This is a genomic window from Actinomycetota bacterium (genome assembly GCA_030019255.1).
In the GTDB taxonomy this organism is placed as follows: Bacteria; Actinomycetota; Geothermincolia; order Geothermincolales; family RBG-13-55-18; genus Solincola_A.
In genome coordinates, this window is sequence record JASEFK010000001.1 from 106431 (window position 1) to 123727 (window position 17297).

Below are 17297 nucleotides of genomic sequence, written 5' to 3' on the forward strand. Positions count from 1 at the left end.
TATGATTAACATATAAAGGAGGTGATGGGATGTACGCCAGGGTGGAAAGCTGTTCCATACTAGGCATGGAGGTCATCGGGGTGGAGGTGGAGATAAACACTTCGGGCGGCCTCCCGGGTATTCACATGGTGGGGCTTCCCGACGCAGCGGTCCGGGAGTCCTACCGCCGCATCAAGGCGGCCATCGCCAACTCTGAACTCCCCTTTCCGCGCCAGCTCATAACCGTCAACCTGGCTCCCGCGCACCTGAGAAAGGAGGGTTCCTACTTCGACCTGCCCATCGCCCTGGCCATGCTGGCGGTCTGCGGCACGCTCGAATCGTCCGCCCTGCGGGGAAGGGTGGTGGTGGGGGAACTGGCCCTCGACGGCAAGGTGAGGGGGGTGCGCGGCGCCCTGGCCATGGCCCTTTGGGCCCGGCGGAGGGGCTGGGAGGAGATGATGGTTCCCGCCGAAAACCTGGCCGAGGCCTCCCTGCCCGGCGGCATCCGCGTGGTGGGGGTGAGGAACCTGAGGGAAGCCCTGGACCACCTGCAGGGAAAGTCCGTGCCCCAGCCCCCTATCTCCAGGAGGGAGAGGAAGGAATCCTTCCCCTGTCTCTCAGAGGTCAAGGGGCAGCTGCACGCCAAGAGAGCCCTGGAGGTGGCCGCCGCTGGGGGCCACAACATCCTCTTCATCGGCCCTCCCGGGTCCGGGAAGTCCATGCTGGCGGAAAGGCTTCCCGGGATCATGCCGCCCCTGCTCCCGGAGGAGGTCTTGGAGGTCGCCAGCATCCACAGCATCGCCGGCCTGCTGGATCCCGGCTCGGCGCTGTCCGCGTCTCCACCCTTTCGCGCTCCCCATCATTCCATATCCCACGTGGGACTGGTGGGAGGCGGGAAGAACTTTCCCCGGCCCGGGGAGATAACCCTCAGCCACCGCGGCGTGCTCTTCCTGGACGAGCTGCCGGAGTTCCGTCGCGATGCGCTCGAGGTATTGCGGCAGCCACTGGAGACCGGGAGGGTCACCGTGTCCAGGTCCCTGGTCACCACGACCTTCCCGGCCCGTTTCCTTCTGGTGGCGGGGATGAATCCCTGTCCCTGCGGCTTCCTCGGCGATTCGGTGCGTCCCTGCTGCTGTCCCCCGGGAAGGATAAGAAATTACTACCAACGCGTCTCTGGTCCCCTCCTGGACCGCATCGACATCCAGGTGGAGGTGCCCCGGTTGACCCCCCGGGAACTGGTAGAACTTCCCAGGGGCGAGAAGTCGGAGTCCGTACGGGAGCGGGTCATGGCGGCGCGGGAGAGGCAGAGGGAACGCTGGGGAGACGGTTCCGCCACCAACGCCGACGTGGAGATAAACAGGCTGTACGAGGCCTGCCGACTAGGGGAGGAGGAGAGGCGCTTCATGTACCTGGCTTCCGAGAAAATGGGGCTCACCGCAAGGGGTTTCGACCGCTGCCTGCGGGTGGCGCGCACCATAGCCGACCTGGCGGGCAGGGACAGGGTCGGCGTTGCGGACCTGGCCGAGGCCGTGCAGTACCGGTCCCTGGAAAGGATAAGGGGTTCGCTTGCCCTGCAGGAGGTGGGACATGCGGGTTGAGGAAGGGAGGGCGGCCTCGCCGGCGGGAGAGGTGCGCGCGGGCGTTGACGCGAGGGAGAGGGAGAGGGCTTACCGCGCAGCCCTGGCCCTCCTTCCCCGCATGAGCCCCATCTCCCTCCCCCGGATGATACGGATGGCGGGTGGCGCGGAGGAGCTGTGGGAGCTGCTCCGGAGGGGAGGAGAGAGGGCGGCGGCCTTGGTGGGTGGAGAGAGGGCCGGTGAATGGGAGGAGATATGCCGCCGGACGGACCCCTGGGAATCGCTAAAGGGGCTGGCCCGGCGGGACATCAGGGTCATCCTGCCCGGGGAGGACGCCGTGCCCGAGATCCTGTGGGGGATCTACGATCCGCCGGCGTTGCTCTTCGCTAGGGGCCAGGAGATACCCCGGTGCTCAGTGTGCGTGGCCGTGGTGGGAGCGCGGAAGGCCACATCCTATGGGCGCCGTTGCGCTGAACAGCTTGCCGCCGGGCTCGCCCGGAGCGGGGTGGTGGTGGTCTCGGGCGCGGCCTACGGCATCGACGCCCATGCTCACCGGGGCTGCCTCCAGGCGGGAGGGTTCACGGTGGCGGTGCTGGGTTGCGGTATCGACAGGGCCTATCCACCGGAGCATGCCGGGCTCCTGGCCGGGATAGCGGAGAGCGGATGCCTCTTGAGCGAGTATCCGCCGGGAGAGGACCCACAGCCCTGGAAATTTCCCCACCGGAACCGGATCATAGCCGGGCTCTCCTTGGCCGTGGTGGTGGTGGAAGCCTCGGCCAGGAGTGGAGCCCTCATCACCGCCGATTTTGCCCTCGAGGAAGGTCGCGAGGTAATGGCGGTTCCCGGTCTCATCGGCCATCCCTTGACGGAGGGCACCCACGACCTGATCAAGAAGGGGGCCAAGTTGGTCACCGGGGTGGAGGATATCCTGGAGGAGCTGCCCCCGGAAGCCGTCCGGCACCTGCGTCCCGGGGAGGGGAAGGAAAGGAACGGGGTTGTCCTTGCCGGGATGGAGATGTCTCCCCTGGAGAAGAAGGTCCTCCGCCTGCTGGGCGAGGAACCCGGGACGTTGGACCGTCTCTCCCTCCACGCCGGGGAGGAACCGCAGGAACTCCTGGCGGCGCTGACCTCCTTGGTCCTCAAGGGGTGGGTGCGCCAGGACGCGGGAGGACGGTACGACCTGTCACCCTTCATTCCCCGCGGCCTTTTATCCTGAGTCCGGATAATACGCGTCAAACCTTTTAACAATAATAATATTATTCAACTTTAATTTCAGATGTTGACAATAGTGTAATTTAATATACTATTATATTATGCTTCAACAGCTTGGCGTCCCGGAGGGGGAATGATGCGGGAGGAAGTTGAGGGATACCTCAGGCACCTCAGGGCCGAGCGCCGGCTCTCGCCCCAGACCCTGCGCGCCTACCGTTCGGACCTGGAGTTCTTTGTCGATTTCTGTCAGCGCTCGGGGGTGGAAGACCCTTCCCGGGTGGATCACCGCCTGCTGCGGCGCTACCTGGCTCACCTGCGGACCAGGGGTTATGCCCGCACCACCATCGCCCGCCGGACGGCGGCGGTCAGGAGTTTCTTCCGCTACCTGGTGAGGAGCGGAAGCCTGAGGTCCGATCCCTCCCTGGCCCTCTCCCCGCCACGCCGCGAGAGGCGGTTGCCGCGGGTTCTGAGCCTGAGGGAAATAGAGGAGGCTGAGAGGCGACATGGGCTGCACGTGTACCGCACGTCTTTGCGGGATATGGCCCTGGTGGAGCTCCTTTACGCCACCGGGATGCGCGTGAGCGAGCTCGCCGGCCTGGAGGTGAGGGACCTGGATATGCGAAGAGGGGAGGTGAAGGTTCTCGGTAAAGGGCGCAAGGAAAGGGTGATTCCCGTGCACCAGGCGGCGCTTCAGCTGCTCCGGGCGTACATGGAACGGGAGAGGCCCATCCTGGCCGCTAATCGGAGCGACGGGGAAACGGTCGGCGACCCCCTTTTTCTGAGCGTGCGGGGCGGCAGGCTCAGCGACCGGGGGGTGCGCCGGGTGGTGGAGCGCTTCTTCCGCAACCTGGAGGGAGGGAAGAGGGTGAGCCCGCATACCCTGAGGCACACCTTCGCCACCCATCTCCTTCAGGGTGGAGCCGACCTCAGGTCCGTGCAGGAGCTGCTGGGTCATGTTGATTTATCCACCACCCAGATATATACTCAACTGAGCAGAAAGAAACTCAAGGAAGCTTTTTTCCAGGCCCATCCCCGCGCGTGAAACAACTGCAAAAGCGAGCGTCCGGCAACCGGGACAGGGAGAATGTTGAACACGGCAGATTTTTACAAAAGAGGGGCGAGGTTGGAAGGCATAGAGGAAGTAGGCGAACTCTGGAAGCAGTTCAAGGAGGAAGGTTCACAGGAGGCCAGGGAAAAGCTGATTCTCAACTATGCACCCCTGGTCAAGTACGTTGCCGGTAGGGTGTCCTCAAGTTTGCCCCCCAACATCGAATACGCCGACCTGGTAAGCTACGGGATTTTCGGACTCATCGACGCCATCGAGAAGTATGATCCCGAGAGGGGCATCAAGTTCGAGACCTATGCCATAGCCCGCATCAAGGGGGCCATCATCGACGAGCTGCGCTCCATCGACTGGGTGCCGCGCTCCATACGCTTCAAGGCCCGGGAGATCGAGAAGGCCTACGTCATGCTGGAGAACGAGCTCAAGCGCCTCCCCACCGACGAGGAGGTCGCCAGGCACATGAACATCTCCCTGGACGAATACAACCAGCTCCTGCAGCAGATGAGCTTTATCTCCCTGGTGGCCCTGGACGAGTTGTGGAACGTGGGAGGGGACAAGGGGGACAAGGTCAGCCTGGTGGATACCCTGGAGGACTCCCGTGCCGAGGACCCCTCCAAGACCTACGAGATCGAGGAGATGAAGCAGATCCTGGCCGAGGCCATCAACCGCCTTCCGGAGCGGGAGAAGATCGTCATCACCCTCTATTACTACGAGGGCCTGACCCTTCGCGAGATAGGGGAGGTGCTGGGGGTCACCGAATCCCGCGTCTGCCAGATGCACACCAAGGCCATCCTCCGCCTGCGGGGCCGACTGGCCAACGCCAAGGGACTCCTCGAGGTATAGGGACCGTTTGTCCTTTCAGGATGCAGCTTCTTTGACCCGGCACGAACCTGTGCTATATTTATGGCGCACCCAGACGTTGAAGGAAGGAGGTGGGCCAAAAGTCCAGGGATATAGCCGGGTGCAGAAGGCCCGCCGCGAGCGGGATTTTTTTTAGCCGTCACATCACGCACGTCCGCGGACCCGGTCCCCGGGTGCCCTCCGGGGTGGGGATGCGGGAGGGAAGCGGGCGGAGGAAGAACCATGGGAGGTAAAATGACCGTCGTATCCATGAAGCATCTCCTGGAGGCCGGGTTCCACTTTGGGCATCAGACCCGCCGCTGGAATCCCAAGATGGCCCGGTACATCTTCACCGAACGCAACGGGATCTACATCATCGACCTGCAGCAAACCCTGGCCCTCATAGAGGTGGCCTATAACTTCATCCGGGACCTGGTGGGAAACGGGGGGACCCTCCTTTTCGTGGGCACCAAGAAACAGGCCCAGGAAGCCATTCGGGAGAACGCCCAACGCTGTGGAATGCCCTACGTGGTCAACCGCTGGCTGGGCGGGACCCTCACCAACTGGGTGACCATCAAGCAGCGTATCGAAAAATTGAGGGAACTCGAGGAGATGGAGGCCTCGGGAGAGATCGAGGCCATGCCCAAGAAGGAAGCCACGCGCGTCCGGCACCAGCTGGCCAAGCTGCGGCGCAACCTGGAAGGGTTGAGGAACATGGAGAGCCTGCCGGACGCCCTTTTCATAATCGATCCCCGCAAGGAGAGCATAGCCCTCATGGAGGCGCGCCGCCTGGAGATACCCGTGGTCGCAGTGGTGGACACCAACTGTGACCCCGACCTGGTGGATTACGTCATCCCCGGCAACGATGACGCCATCCGGGCGGCCAACCTGATTTGCAAGATCATCTCCAACGCGGTTCTGGAAGGCCTGCAGATACGGGAGATCATGCAGGCGAGCTCGGGTGGCAAGGAGGAAGAGGGCGCATATTCCTCCGCCGTCACCGCCGGACCTGGGGGGGAGGATTCCCCGGTGGAGGAGGGAGCGGCGGCCGAATGAGCCACGCCCGCGGCAGCACGCCGGTGATATACGTCGATTGAAGGAGGAGTCATGGAGATCAACGCCGCACAGGTGAAGGCCCTCAGGGAGAAGACCGGGGCCGGCGTAATGGATTGCAAGAAGGCCCTCCAGGAAGCGGAAGGGGATATGGATAGGGCCCTGCGCATCCTGAGGGAGAAGGGCCTGGCCGGTGCCAAGAAGAAGGCAGGCCGCAGCGCCGCGGACGGCATCATCGATGCCTACATACACCTGAACAATCGAGTCGGGGTGCTCCTGGAGGTGAACTGCGAGACCGATTTCGTGGCCCGCAACGAGACCTTCCGCTCCATGGTCCACGACATCGCCATGCACATCGCCGCCTCCGCACCCCTTTACGTGTCCGCCGAAGACGTACCCCCGGAGGTCCTGGAGCAGGAGAAGGAGATCTACCGCAAGCGCGCCCTCCAGGAGGGGAAGCCGGAGAAGGTGGTGGACAAGATCGTGGAGGGCAGGCTGAAGAAGTTCTACGAGGAGGTCTGCCTCCTGGACCAGCCTTTCGTAAAGGAGCCGGAGATCACCGTAGGCGAGCTGGTGCAGCGCACCATAGCCGCAGTGGGCGAGAACATCGTGGTGCGCCGGTTCGTCCGCTACCAGCTGGGTGAGACCCTCTCCGAATGAAGGCCGGGCGGGCCGCTTCGGTGAACCCCGCCGCCGCGGGGGGAAGGGGAAGGTAGCCGCAGATAGAGGATAGAATACAACTTAGGAAATTACCGTACGGAAAAGTGCCGAGGGCGGAGGTGGGGATGAACGCCGAAGGGGAGGAAAAAGCCCGGCCCCGCTACAAGCGGGTGCTCATCAAGCTCAGCGGCGAGGCCTTCATGGGCAGCAAGGAATATGGGATAGACCCGGACACGGTGAACGCCATCGCCGACGAGCTTGCGGAGGTTCACCGCCTGGGGGTCCAGCTAGCCATCGTGGTCGGCGGCGGGAACATCTTCCGAGGGGTGGCGGCCAGCGCCAAGGGGATGGACCGGGCCGCTGCGGATTACGTGGGCATGCTGGCCACGGTTATGAACTCCCTGGCCCTGCAGGATGCCCTGGAGAAAAGGGGGGTATTCACTCGGGTGCAGTCGGCCATCGAGATGCAGGCGGTGGCCGAGCCCTACATACGTCGGCGGGCCATACGCCACCTGGAAAAGGGCAGGATAGTAATCTTCGCCGCCGGGACCGGGAACCCCTATTTCACCACCGATACCACCGCCGCCCTGAGGGCCCTGGAGATCGGGGCGGAGGCCATCCTCAAGGCCACCATGGTGGACGGGGTTTACGATTCCGATCCACTCCAGAACCCTGAAGCGGTGATGTACAGCTCGCTCAATTATATCGAGGTTCTCCAGCAGGGCCTCAAGGTCATGGACGCCACCGCGGTATCCCTGTGCATGGACAACAGCCTGCCCATAGTGGTCTTCAACATGACCGTACCCGGCAACATCAAGAAGGTGCTTTTCGGGGAGAAGATCGGGACCATCGTGTCTTCGGAGAAGGAGGAGGGAAGGTAAGTTAAGGGTCGCCGACTACCGGGGCAGGTTTTCATCGAGACCCGTCATATCTTCGGAGAAGGAGGAGGGAAGGCAAGTGGTCGAGGACGTGTTGAGGGACGCGGAGAGAAGGATGAAGAAGGCGGTGGAGCACGTCCGCGACGATTTCGCGGCTATCCGGACCGGAAGGGCCAGTGCCTCGCTCCTCAACCGGGTTTACGTGAACTATTACGGGCAGCAGACCCCGCTCAACCAGATAGCTTCCATCGCCGTTCCCGAACCGAGCCTGCTGGTTATCTCCCCCTACGACAAGAGCGTCATAAACGAGATCGAGAAGGCCATCCTGGCCTCGGACCTGGGGTTGAACCCGGTGAACGACGGGAACGTCATCCGCCTGCCCATTCCCAAGTTGACCGAGGAAAGGCGCAAGGAGCTCACCCGCATGGTGCGCGCGAGGGCCGAGGAGGGCAGGGTGGCCATCCGCAACATCAGACGGGACGCCATCGAGGACCTGCGGGCCTTCGAAAAGGAGGGGGAGATCACCAAGGATGACCTCCACCGCGGACAGGAAGAGGTCCAGAAGCTCACCGACCGCTACATAGCCGAGACGGACGAGATGCTCAAGGTAAAGGAAAAGGAGCTCATGGAGGTCTGATTTGGCGGTAGGGGGCAGGGAAGGGGCCGCGCCGACCGGGAAACCCCTCCGGGAGCGCTTCGCCGACCTGGCGGCACGGGTGGTGAGCGCGGTCATCCTGGTCCTGGTGGTGGTCATCCTCCTATGGTGGGGAGAGATACCCTTCACCGTGGGGATCACCCTGCTCGTGGCGGGCGGTCTCTGGGAGCTCTATTCCACCTACCGCCGCCACGGATACCGCCCCGCCGGATGGCTTTCACTGGCCGCCGGCTGTTCCTTTCCGGTGATGGCCTATTTCCTGCAGAGGGGGGAGAACGCCGATCTGACCCCCATGGTCGCGGCGCTGGCCCTCTACATGCCCCTCGTCCTTGCCTGGTGTCTCTTCGGGCCGCATTCCGAGTCCCCCACCACCGACGTCGCCGTCTCCCTTCTGGGAGTGGTGCTGGTGGGGTTCTGTCTCTCCCACTTCGTGCTCATGCTCCATTTCGACACGGTGAGCTGGACGGCCCCCTTTGCGGTCATCGTCATGGTCTGGATATACGATGCGGTGGCCTATTTCGCCGGCTCGGCCTTCGGTAAGCATAAGCTGGCGCCGCGCATAAGCCCGGGCAAGAGCTGGGAGGGGACCCTGGCGGGGTCGGCGGGTGCCTTCATCGCCGCCTACGTCCTCCACCTCACCCTCAACCGTGATTGGCTCACCCTGGGGGTTAGCATGGAGCTCGCCGCCCTGGTGTGCGTATTCGGGCCCCTGGGCGACCTATCCGAGTCCATGGTCAAAAGGGAGTTGGAGATAAAGGACATGAGTTCCCTCATCCCCGGGCACGGGGGGATCATGGACCGCTTCGACAGCATGTTCCTCACCGCCGCCGTCTCCTACTACTTCCTCCGCTACCTCATCCTCTAACCACACCTTGGGGTCGGTCCCTTTCCATTTCCGAAACCTTCCCCGTTAGAAAAAGAGTTGTAGTCTTTTGCGGCTGCGTAAAAAGCGGCCTGTACGGGTGGCTGGCTATGAACGGGGCAAAGCAGAAGTTGCATCATGGAGCGAATAAATGGGATCAGGATTTATTCCCAACCCTACCCGAGGGTCTCGTGGTCGCGACGCGGGAGGTGAAGGCAAACAACCCATAATCCTCGGTATAACATACATGGTAGGAAATGGACCCCACGAGTTTATTGCACTGATCCAGAAAATGATTGAAACAGGTTGTGAAACTACCCAGCAGGAAAAGTCTTCGACTTCTACCCTCGGATGGCTTGCCTTGAAGACATGGCATCCGGGAGCTGGAATAACTATTCAGAAGTGCTTTTCTGGAAATCCCGGTGAACAATGCCGGGGTGGTCAATTCCAGTCCTTTCCTGGAAAAACCCGGCGAATCCATCCAGCGCACCGTGGCCGTGAACCTGCTGGCCCTCTTCTGGACCATGAAGGCTTTCCTTCCGGACATGGTATCCAGGCGTGCCGGCCACGTGGTGAACATGGTCTCGTCCGGGGGCTTGTCGAGCGTTCCCCATTTAGTGGATAACTGCGCCGCCAAGTTCGCGGTAGTGGGGCTGACAGAGTCTTTGCGGCAGGAGTCCAAGTTGAGAGGCCTCCGGGACATAAGGTTCACCTACGTGTGTCCCAACACCGTGGCCACGGGCCGCTCTCCGGCGCTAATGACGTGGCTCATGTTCGTGCCAAGCGCGGACATGGCCGCTACCGCCCCTCCAGCCCTTATAATGTTCATATGGAAAAGGAAAGCGGGAAGCGGGGCGTGGCCATCTTGGGCTCCACTGGCTCCATAGGCACCCAGGCCCTCGAGGTGGTGGAGGCCCACCCCGAGCGCCTGCGCGTGGTGGCTCTCACCGCACACCGCAACCACCGCCTTCTGGAGGAGCAGGCGCGGCTTTTTCACCCCCTTATGGTGGGCATGGTGGACGAGGCGGCGGCGGGAGAGCTGCGGCGGCGCCTTGAGGGAACGGGCATCAGGGTGAGCGCGGGAGCGGAGTGCCTCCTGGAGGCGGCCGTCCATCCCGAGGTGGAGGTGGTCCTCAACGCGGTGGTTGGATCGGCGGGACTCCCTCCCACCCTGGCCGCCCTGGGAGCGGGAAAACGCCTGGCCCTGGCCAACAAGGAGAGCATGGTCGCCGGGGGGGAACTGGTCCTGCAGGCGCTGCGGGAAGGAGGGGAGATCGTGCCCGTGGACTCCGAGCACGGGGCGGTCTTCCACTGCCTGCGCGGGGAGGAAATGCGGTTCGTGGAGGGCGTCGTACTCACCGCCTCGGGGGGGCCCTTCCGCGGTCGCCGGCGGGATGAGCTGGCATCGGTCACGGTGCGCGAAGCGCTCGCTCATCCCACCTGGAGCATGGGGCGCAAGATAACCGTGGACTCGGCGACCCTGATGAACAAGGGGCTGGAGGTCATCGAGGCCCACTTCCTTTTCGGGCTGCCCTATTCGAGGATCAAGGTGGTCATTCATCCCCAGAGCGTGATCCACTCGCTGGTGGAGTTCGTGGACGGCTCTTTCGCGGCCCAGTTGAGCCTCCCGGACATGCGCCTGCCCATATCCCTGGCCCTTTCCTACCCGGAGAGATGGGGTCCGCCCTTCACCAGGACGGTGCTGCCCAAACTGGAAAAACTTACCTTCGAGGAAGTGGACCGGGAGACCTTCGCCTGCCTGGACCTGGCTTACCGGGCCGGGGAAGCGGGGGGAACGGCCCCCGCGGTTCTCAACGCGGCCAACGAGGTGGCGGTGGAGGCTTTTCTCCAGGGAAGACTTCCCTTTCTAGGCATCGAGGAGGTTATCGCGAGGGTCCTGGACAAGCACCGCCCCCACCCGGTGCGCACCCTGCAGGACGTGCAGGAGGCAGAAGGATGGGCCCGCGAGGAAGCGGAGGAAGCCGTAAGCGAGGCGGGAGGAAGAAGGAGACCCGTAAACGAATAAAGCTCGTTCCGGTGACCACGGCAAGGCTCGAGGAGCGGGCGGCGGGCGCGGGCTCAAGGGCTTCCGTGAATTGCGGGGGGCCGGCGGGCCACGGTAAAGAGGTAGTTGGTTGGAAGGCAGGTGAACGGTGGTGAGCGGGGTCCTCTACGTCCTGGGAGCCCTGGGGGTGGTTTTCTTCCTGGTTCTCACCCACGAATTGGGGCATTTCCTGGCCGCCCGCGCGGTGGGCGTGAGGGCCACGGAGTTTTTCGTCGGTTTCGGCCCCCGCATCTGGAGCACCCGGAAGGGAGGCACGGAATACGGGATAAAGTGGATCCTGGTGGGCGGCTACGTGAAGATACTGGGGATGAATCCGGAGGAGGAGGTGAGTCCCGAGGACTGGCCCCATTCCTACAAGGGGGTGTCCCGGTGGCGGCGCTTCTGGATCATCATCTCCGGCTCCCTGGCCCACGTGTTCCTGGCCCTGCTGATCGCCTTCCTGGTCATCTGGCTCATGGGGATCCCGGTGCTCACCAGCACCATCGGGTCCGTAGGGGAGTACATAGAGGAGACCGGGGAGGAGACCCCCGCCCACCGGGCGGGCCTGGAGCCCGGGGACACCATCGTTTCCATGGGAGGTCGGGAAACGCGCGACTGGGAGGAGGTGCGCGATTTCATCGCCGCCCATCCCGGGCAGGAGGTGGAGGTGGTCGTCCTGCGGGAGGGGCAGCCCCTCACCCTTACCGTCAGGCTGGCCGAGCTGCCCGGGGGGCGGGGATTTCTGGGCATAAGCCCCTCAGTCGGCGAAAGGCATTATTCCTTCGCCGCCTCCCTGGGCGAGACCGGGAGGTGGCTCCTCACCTACTCGGGTGGCGTCTTCTACAGCATCTACCGGGTTTTCAACCTCTCCACCTTCAAGCAGTTACTGGGTATCTCCAGGCCCACCGAGGACCGGCCCATGACCGTGGTGGGCATCACCAGGGTGGCCGGGGAACTGGCCGGCGAGGGGATGTATTACTTCTTCAACTTCATCGCCTTCATCCTGCTATTCCTGGCCTACATCAACCTCCTGCCCCTGCCACCCCTGGACGGAGGACACATCCTGATCCTCCTGGTGGAAAAAATTACCGGCAAGGAAGTGGACCTGCGGAAGCTCTACCCCGTGGCCGCCGCGGTGCTGGCCTTTTTCGCCGTCCTCTTCCTGCTCACCCTGCGCCTGGACATCACCAACCCCATTTCCCTGCCATGAGCGTGCGCAAACTGACCCGGCGCGTGATGATCGGGGACGTCCCGGTGGGAGGAGGGGCCCCGGTCACCGTGCAGTCCATGACCAATACCCCAACGGAGGACGCCGAGGCCACCCTGGGGCAGATTTTCCGGCTGCACGAGGCGGGTTGCCAGATCGTCCGCGTGGCCGTGCCCGCCCTCAAGGGGGAAAGGAGGGACCTCCTCCGGGAGTCCCTGCGGATGATAACGGAGCGATCCCCCATCCCGGTGATTGCCGATGTCCACTTCGACCACCGCCTGGCCCTTCTGGCCCTCGAGGCGGGAGTGCACGGGCTGCGCATCAATCCCGGGAACATCGGAGGCGAGGAGAAGGTCCGGGAGGTGGCCCGGGCAGCGGGAAGAAAGGGGGTTCCCATCCGGGTGGGGGTGAACGCCGGCTCCCTGCCCCGCGACATCCTGGCCCGGCACGGGCACCCTACGCCCGAGGCGCTGGTGGAAAGCGCCCTGAGGGAGATTGCGGTCCTGGAAAGGCACGGGTTTTATGATATAAAAGTGTCCGTGAAAGCCTCCTCGGTCCCGCTGACCATCGCGGCCTACCGCATGCTCTCAAAGGCGGTGGACTACCCGCTGCACCTGGGGGTGAGCGAGGCGGGTCCCCCGTGGTCGGGCACCATACGCTCGGCGGTGGGAATCGGTGCCCTCCTGGCGGAGGGTATCGGGGATACTATCCGGGTCTCCCTGGCCGGCGACCCGGTGGAGGAGGTGAGGGTGGGCCTGGCCATCCTCAAGGCCCTGGAGCTGTCCCGTCGCGGCCCGGACATCGTGGCCTGCCCCACCTGCGCCAGGTGCCGCATCGACGTGGCCGGAATCGCGGGAGAGCTGGAGAGGAGGCTCCAGGACATGCGCGCCTCCCTGCGCATCGCGGTAATGGGCTGCTCGGTCAACGGGCCGGGGGAGGCCCGGGAGGCAGACCTGGGCATCGCCGGCGGTCGTGACAGGGGGCTTCTCTTTCGAAAGGGAGAGCCGGTGGGGTGGTATCCCAAGGAGGAGCTCCTGGAAGTCCTGCTGCAGGAAGCCCGGAGAATGGAAAGGGAAATGGAGAAGGAAACGCGCCGCGTTTCCTTGGAGGACGGGCAGGAAGGAAAAGACGAGGAACCAGGCGAGGACAGGGCATGAGACAGTCACGTACCTTCATCCCTACCCTTCGGGAAAGCCCGGCGGACGCGGAGATAGCCAGCCACCGGCTGCTGGTGCGGGCGGGTTACCTGCGCAAGGTGGCCTCTGGTATCTACGAGTTTCTACCTCTGGGAGCCAGGGTGGTACAGCGCATCAGCCGGATCATCCGGGAGGAGATGAACGCCGCCGGCGCCCAGGAGGTGATCCTGCCCATCATGCAGCCCCGCGAGCTCTGGGAGGAGAGCGGGAGGTGGGCCAAGTATGGTCCGGAGATGATGCGTCTCAAGGACCGTGCCGGGCGAGATTTCGGCCTGGGGCCCACCCACGAGGAGGTGATCACCGACCTGGTGCGCTCCAACGTCTCCTCTTGGCGGGACCTCCCCCTCAACCTCTACCAGATAGGGACCAAGTTCCGGGACGAGGTGCGGCCGCGGTTCGGCCTGCTGCGGGCCAGGGAATTCCTCATGAAGGACGCTTACAGCTTCGATCGCGACGAGGAGGGTATGCGTATTTCCTATCGCACCATGTACGAGGCCTATGGGCGCATCTTCACCCGCTGTGGATGTACCTGGAGGGCAGTGGAGGCGGCCACCGGGCTCATAGGGGGCGACGTCTCCCACGAGTTCATGGTCCCCGCCGAGGTGGGGGAGGACCACATCGTCCTCTGCGATTCCTGTTCCTACTCCGCCAACGTGGAGCTGGCCAGCTACCGGAGGACCAAGCCCCCGGAGGGGGACGGGAAGCCGATGGAAAGAGTTTCCACCCCCGGACGGCGCACCATAGAGGAGGTCAGCGGCTACCTGGGGCTGGAGCCGCGGCGCATGATAAAGTGCCTCATGTACCTGGTGGAGGGCAGGCCCGTGGCCGTGCTGGTCCCGGGGGACAGGGAGGCCAACGAGGTCAAGCTGGCCCGGGTGCTGGGCACCGACGAATTTCGCCTCTTCAACGAGGCGGACTGGAGGGGGCATCCGGGTTACCTTCAGGGCTTCGTGGGGCCCGTGGGACTGGATGCGGCGGAGGTGATCGCCGACGAGTCCCTGCGGGGAGCGGGAGGCCTGGCCTGCGGGGCCAACGAGGCGGATTATCACCTGGTAAACGTGGAGGAGGGACGCGATTTCCGGGCCGACCGCTTCGCCGACGTGACCTCGGCGCGGACGGGCGACCCCTGCCCCCGCTGCGGGGAGCCCATGCGGGTGGAGGCGGGCATAGAGGTGGGACAGGTCTTCCAGCTGGGCCTCAAGTACTCGGAGGCCATGCGCTGCTATTACCACGACGAGAAAGGGGAGGCCCGGCCCATGTACATGGGCTGCTACGGTATCGGGGTCACCCGCCTCATGGCCGCGGTGGTGGAGCAGCACCACGACGAGCGGGGGATAATCTGGCCCCTCTCCGTGGCACCCGCCTTCCTGCACATCCTGGCCTTGGACTACCAGCGGGAGGGGAGGAGGAAAGCCGCCGAGGACCTCTACCGCGATTGCTTGAGGAGGGGCTGGGATGTCCTGCTTGACGACCGCGAGGAGAGCGCCGGCGTTAAATTCGCCGACGCCGACCTCTTGGGCATCCCCTTCCGGGCGGTGATCGGCAGGGGATACGACGAGGACGGGACCCTGGAGCTTCAGGAGAGGGCCACCGGCCAGCGGGCGCGGTTGAGTCCGGAGGACCTGTTCCGCCGCCTGGAGGAGGCACGGGAGAGCTTCCGGGACCTCGCCGAGCGTGGGGACCTTTAGGCCCGGGGATGGCGTCCCTGCTTCGCGGGAGAAGAGGACGGAGAGGTGGTCATGGAAAGGTTCGTGGTACACGAGGACGGGCTGGAGTGGGTGCCCGCCGATTTCCCCCGCGCCCAGATGAAGGTCCTGTACATGGATCCCCGGGGCGGGGGACAGATACTGCTGGTCCGCTTCGAACCCCACTGCGAGATGCCCCAGCACGCCCACGCCGCCTCCGACGAGGCGGCCTACGTGCTGGAAGGCGAGCTGCGGCAACCGCTTCCGGAGGGCGGGGAGGAGACATTCCGCAAGGGACATTTCGTCTTCCTGCCGGCCGGAATGAGACACGGCCCTTTCCTTGCCGGGGAGGAGGGCTGCACCATCATCAGCGTCTTCTACGGACCCCTGCGTTGACCGGCGGATGAGCGGCCCGGAGCTGGTGGCGGTTTGCGGGCGATATTCGCGAAGTCGGCTCGTCTCCTTACCGTTCGGGCAGGACGGAGTGAACGAGGAGGAAGGAATGGGCAGATCCTGGAGCGTGGATGCCGGGTTGAGAAGATTTTCCAGCGCCGTCTTCCATCCCCTGGGATGGATACTGGGGCACCTCCTCAGCCCCAACCTTCTCACCACCTTTTCGGTGCTCACCTCGGCGGCGGTTGGTTATTTCTTCGCCCGGGGACGCTTTTTCCTGGGGGCCTGGCTGATGTTTTTAGCCGGCCTCTTCGACATCTGGGACGGGCAGGTGGCCAAGCTGACCGGGCGAGTCACCACCTTCGGATCCTTCTACGATTCCACCGCCGACCGGGTGGCCGATTTCCTGTACTCGCTGGGAGCCCTGTACTACTTCACCGTAGAGCGCATCTTCGACGTGGCCTTCATGGTGGTCGGCTACATGGTCCTTTCCTCCCTGATCAGCTACGTGAAAGCCAGGGCGGAGGGCCTGGGCATATCCTGCGGGGTGGGACTTCTGGCCAGGCCGCTGCGCATGGTGCTGTTCGGCATTCCCCTCTTCGTCTACGGGTTCACCGGAAACCTGTGGACCTTCCGGGGTTCCCTGTACCTGGTCCTGGCCCTGGGCCTGGAAACCCTGGTGCACCGCGTGGTGGTCGTCTACCGGGGGGCCCGGGAAAAGGACAAGGAAAATCCGCCGTCCACCGGGCGGGCATGATCGCCCCGGGCCCGCGGACAATGAAACTCGAAACCGGCGCGGGGTTCGTCGATGTCGAAGTACGGGAGCGGCCGGAAAGGAAGCCGGGTGCCGCGCGGGGGAGGAGGCGGAAGGAAGGAAATGGAAGGGGTGGGTTCGGACGGCGGCCGCGCGGCGCAGGAATGTCTGGAAAATGGATGGATGATCCGGGGAGGGAAAGGTTCATGTTACGGTTCCGGGAGCTGGCGGAGCAGGGGTTGAGAAGGGCGCGCGAGGAGGCGCCGGGATACGTCAAGTACTTCCTTTTCCGGGGCGCCTGTTACCTGGTGGGCGCGGTCCCGGCGAGGGTCTCCCATGCCGTGGCCCTCAGCGTGGGAGAGGTCACCTACCGGCTGTCCAGGCGCAAGCGGGAGGTGGTATATGAGAACATGCGGCGGGTGAGGCCGGAGGCAGGGCCGGAGGAGTGGCGTCGCCTGGCGCGGGGCTGTTTCCGGGAGTACGCACGCTACTGGGTGGATTTCCTCCGCTGCTACCATCTCACCTTTCCGGAAATATTTTACGAGCTGGTGGTCCCCCACGGAGTGGAGTGGTTCACCCGCTGCCTTTCCCGGGGGCGGGGCGCCGTTTTGGCCCTGCCCCACTACGGGAGCTGGGACATGATTGGCGGCTGGGTGGGACACCAGTTTCCCTTCTGGGCGGTGGCCGAGCGCCTCAAGCCCCGGCCCATGTACGAGTTCCATACCGAGCTGCGCAGGAGGATGGGCATCCGGATCATCCCCCTGGGGGAGAACACGGTGGAGAAGGTAATCGAGGTGCTGATGCGGAACGAGATGGTGGCCCTCCTCTCGGACCGGGTGATAGCTGGGGCCGGGGTGGAGGTAGAGTTCTTCGGGGAGAAGGTCCTCATGCCCGTGGGTCCCGCCCTCTTGGCGGTGAAGCTGGGCACGCCGGTCATCCCCTGCCAGATAATCCTCCAGGACGGCAAGTACCACGGTTACGTGGGTCCTCCCCTGGACGTGGAGATCACCGGGGACACCCGCCGCGACGTCCAGGTGAACACCCAGAAGCTGGCCCGGGTCTTCGAGGATTTCATCCGCCGGGACCCCACCCAGTGGCACATGTTCCAGCCCATCTTCGGGAAGGGCGGATCCGGCGTCCAGGCTGGAGGGGGAGAAGGGAAAGGCGACAATTGATCGCCTCTTACGGCAGGCGGGAGAATGGGCGGAGGCGGTGATTACGACCCCGCTGCGGGCTCTC

At 64.1% G+C, this 17297-nt stretch carries 17 protein-coding genes; all 17 read left to right on the forward strand.

Annotated features, from left to right (window positions below):
• The first annotated feature begins 29 nt into the window (after positions 1 to 29).
• Positions 30 to 1577, forward strand: a complete 1548-nt coding sequence (locus QME84_00490) for a YifB family Mg chelatase-like AAA ATPase (GenBank protein MDI6872753.1) — start codon at positions 30 to 32, stop codon at positions 1575 to 1577.
• Positions 1567 to 2772 (forward strand): DNA-processing protein DprA, encoded by a 1206-nt coding sequence (gene dprA, locus QME84_00495; protein ID MDI6872754.1) that lies wholly within the window; start codon positions 1567 to 1569, stop codon positions 2770 to 2772. The genes QME84_00490 and dprA overlap by 11 nt, the downstream gene beginning before the upstream one ends.
• A 132-nt stretch (positions 2773 to 2904) precedes the next feature.
• A complete protein-coding gene (locus QME84_00500; GenBank protein MDI6872755.1) occupies positions 2905 to 3810 on the forward strand; it encodes a tyrosine recombinase XerC in 906 nt (301 codons plus the stop codon).
• 90 nt (positions 3811 to 3900) lie between these two features.
• The gene (gene whiG, locus QME84_00505) at positions 3901 to 4674 is read left to right on the forward strand and encodes an RNA polymerase sigma factor WhiG (protein ID MDI6872756.1); all 774 of its coding nucleotides are present in this window, start codon (positions 3901 to 3903) and stop codon (positions 4672 to 4674) included.
• Between the two features lie 252 nt (positions 4675 to 4926).
• Positions 4927 to 5727: a 30S ribosomal protein S2 gene (gene rpsB, locus QME84_00510; protein ID MDI6872757.1), complete on the forward strand. Its 801-nt coding sequence runs from the start codon at positions 4927 to 4929 to the stop codon at positions 5725 to 5727.
• A gap of 51 nt (positions 5728 to 5778) precedes the next feature.
• A complete protein-coding gene (tsf, locus tag QME84_00515; GenBank protein ID MDI6872758.1) occupies positions 5779 to 6384 on the forward strand; it encodes a translation elongation factor Ts in 606 nt (201 codons plus the stop codon).
• A gap of 125 nt (positions 6385 to 6509) precedes the next feature.
• The gene (gene pyrH / locus QME84_00520) at positions 6510 to 7265 is read left to right on the forward strand and encodes a UMP kinase (protein ID MDI6872759.1); all 756 of its coding nucleotides are present in this window, start codon (positions 6510 to 6512) and stop codon (positions 7263 to 7265) included.
• A 76-nt stretch (positions 7266 to 7341) separates the two neighbouring features.
• Positions 7342 to 7899 carry a ribosome recycling factor gene (gene frr / locus QME84_00525; GenBank protein MDI6872760.1) on the forward strand — a complete coding sequence of 186 codons (558 nt, stop codon included), beginning with the start codon at positions 7342 to 7344 and terminating at the stop codon, positions 7897 to 7899.
• A gap of 1 nt (position 7900) precedes the next feature.
• The gene (locus QME84_00530) at positions 7901 to 8782 is read left to right on the forward strand and encodes a phosphatidate cytidylyltransferase (GenBank protein ID MDI6872761.1); all 882 of its coding nucleotides are present in this window, start codon (positions 7901 to 7903) and stop codon (positions 8780 to 8782) included.
• Between the two features lie 419 nt (positions 8783 to 9201).
• A complete protein-coding gene (locus QME84_00535) occupies positions 9202 to 9666 on the forward strand; it encodes an SDR family NAD(P)-dependent oxidoreductase (GenBank protein MDI6872762.1) in 465 nt (154 codons plus the stop codon).
• On the forward strand, positions 9609 to 10805 hold the full coding sequence (locus QME84_00540; GenBank protein MDI6872763.1) for a 1-deoxy-D-xylulose-5-phosphate reductoisomerase: 1197 nt from the start codon (positions 9609 to 9611) through the stop codon (positions 10803 to 10805). Before QME84_00535 ends, QME84_00540 begins: the two co-directional genes overlap by 58 nt.
• Positions 10806 to 10932: 127 nt before the next feature.
• A complete protein-coding gene (locus QME84_00545; GenBank protein ID MDI6872764.1) occupies positions 10933 to 12033 on the forward strand; it encodes a site-2 protease family protein in 1101 nt (366 codons plus the stop codon).
• A gap of 2 nt (positions 12034 to 12035) precedes the next feature.
• Positions 12036 to 13187 (forward strand): flavodoxin-dependent (E)-4-hydroxy-3-methylbut-2-enyl-diphosphate synthase, encoded by a 1152-nt coding sequence (gene ispG, locus QME84_00550; protein MDI6872765.1) that lies wholly within the window; start codon positions 12036 to 12038, stop codon positions 13185 to 13187.
• A complete protein-coding gene (locus tag QME84_00555) occupies positions 13184 to 14914 on the forward strand; it encodes a proline--tRNA ligase (GenBank protein ID MDI6872766.1) in 1731 nt (576 codons plus the stop codon). The genes ispG and QME84_00555 overlap by 4 nt, the downstream gene beginning before the upstream one ends.
• A 51-nt stretch (positions 14915 to 14965) precedes the next feature.
• Complete coding sequence (locus QME84_00560; GenBank protein MDI6872767.1) at positions 14966 to 15307, forward strand: cupin domain-containing protein; 342 nt, start codon at positions 14966 to 14968, stop codon at positions 15305 to 15307.
• A gap of 106 nt (positions 15308 to 15413) precedes the next feature.
• Positions 15414 to 16061, forward strand: coding sequence for a CDP-alcohol phosphatidyltransferase family protein (locus QME84_00565; GenBank protein ID MDI6872768.1), 648 nt, complete (start codon positions 15414 to 15416; stop codon positions 16059 to 16061).
• 203 nt (positions 16062 to 16264) lie between these two features.
• On the forward strand, positions 16265 to 17233 hold the full coding sequence (locus tag QME84_00570) for a phosphatidylinositol mannoside acyltransferase (GenBank protein MDI6872769.1): 969 nt from the start codon (positions 16265 to 16267) through the stop codon (positions 17231 to 17233).
• Positions 17234 to 17297: the final 64 nt, after the last annotated feature.

Excerpts from the sequence above, each read along its gene's own strand:
- QME84_00555 (MDI6872766.1), top strand. The coding sequence starts at position 13,184 with ATGAGACAGTCACGTACCTTCATCCCTACCCTTCGGGAAAGCCCGGCG.
- pyrH (MDI6872759.1), top strand. The coding sequence starts at position 6,510 with ATGAACGCCGAAGGGGAGGAAAAAGCCCGGCCCCGCTACAAGCGGGTG.
- dprA (MDI6872754.1), top strand. The coding sequence starts at position 1,567 with ATGCGGGTTGAGGAAGGGAGGGCGGCCTCGCCGGCGGGAGAGGTGCGC.
- tsf (MDI6872758.1), top strand. The coding sequence starts at position 5,779 with ATGGAGATCAACGCCGCACAGGTGAAGGCCCTCAGGGAGAAGACCGGG.
- QME84_00500 (MDI6872755.1), top strand. The coding sequence starts at position 2,905 with ATGCGGGAGGAAGTTGAGGGATACCTCAGGCACCTCAGGGCCGAGCGC.
- QME84_00490 (MDI6872753.1), top strand. The coding sequence starts at position 30 with ATGTACGCCAGGGTGGAAAGCTGTTCCATACTAGGCATGGAGGTCATC.
- QME84_00540 (MDI6872763.1), top strand. The coding sequence starts at position 9,609 with ATGGAAAAGGAAAGCGGGAAGCGGGGCGTGGCCATCTTGGGCTCCACT.
- rpsB (MDI6872757.1), top strand. The coding sequence starts at position 4,927 with ATGACCGTCGTATCCATGAAGCATCTCCTGGAGGCCGGGTTCCACTTT.
- QME84_00565 (MDI6872768.1), top strand. The coding sequence starts at position 15,414 with ATGGGCAGATCCTGGAGCGTGGATGCCGGGTTGAGAAGATTTTCCAGC.
- QME84_00570 (MDI6872769.1), top strand. The coding sequence starts at position 16,265 with ATGTTACGGTTCCGGGAGCTGGCGGAGCAGGGGTTGAGAAGGGCGCGC.
- QME84_00560 (MDI6872767.1), top strand. The coding sequence starts at position 14,966 with ATGGAAAGGTTCGTGGTACACGAGGACGGGCTGGAGTGGGTGCCCGCC.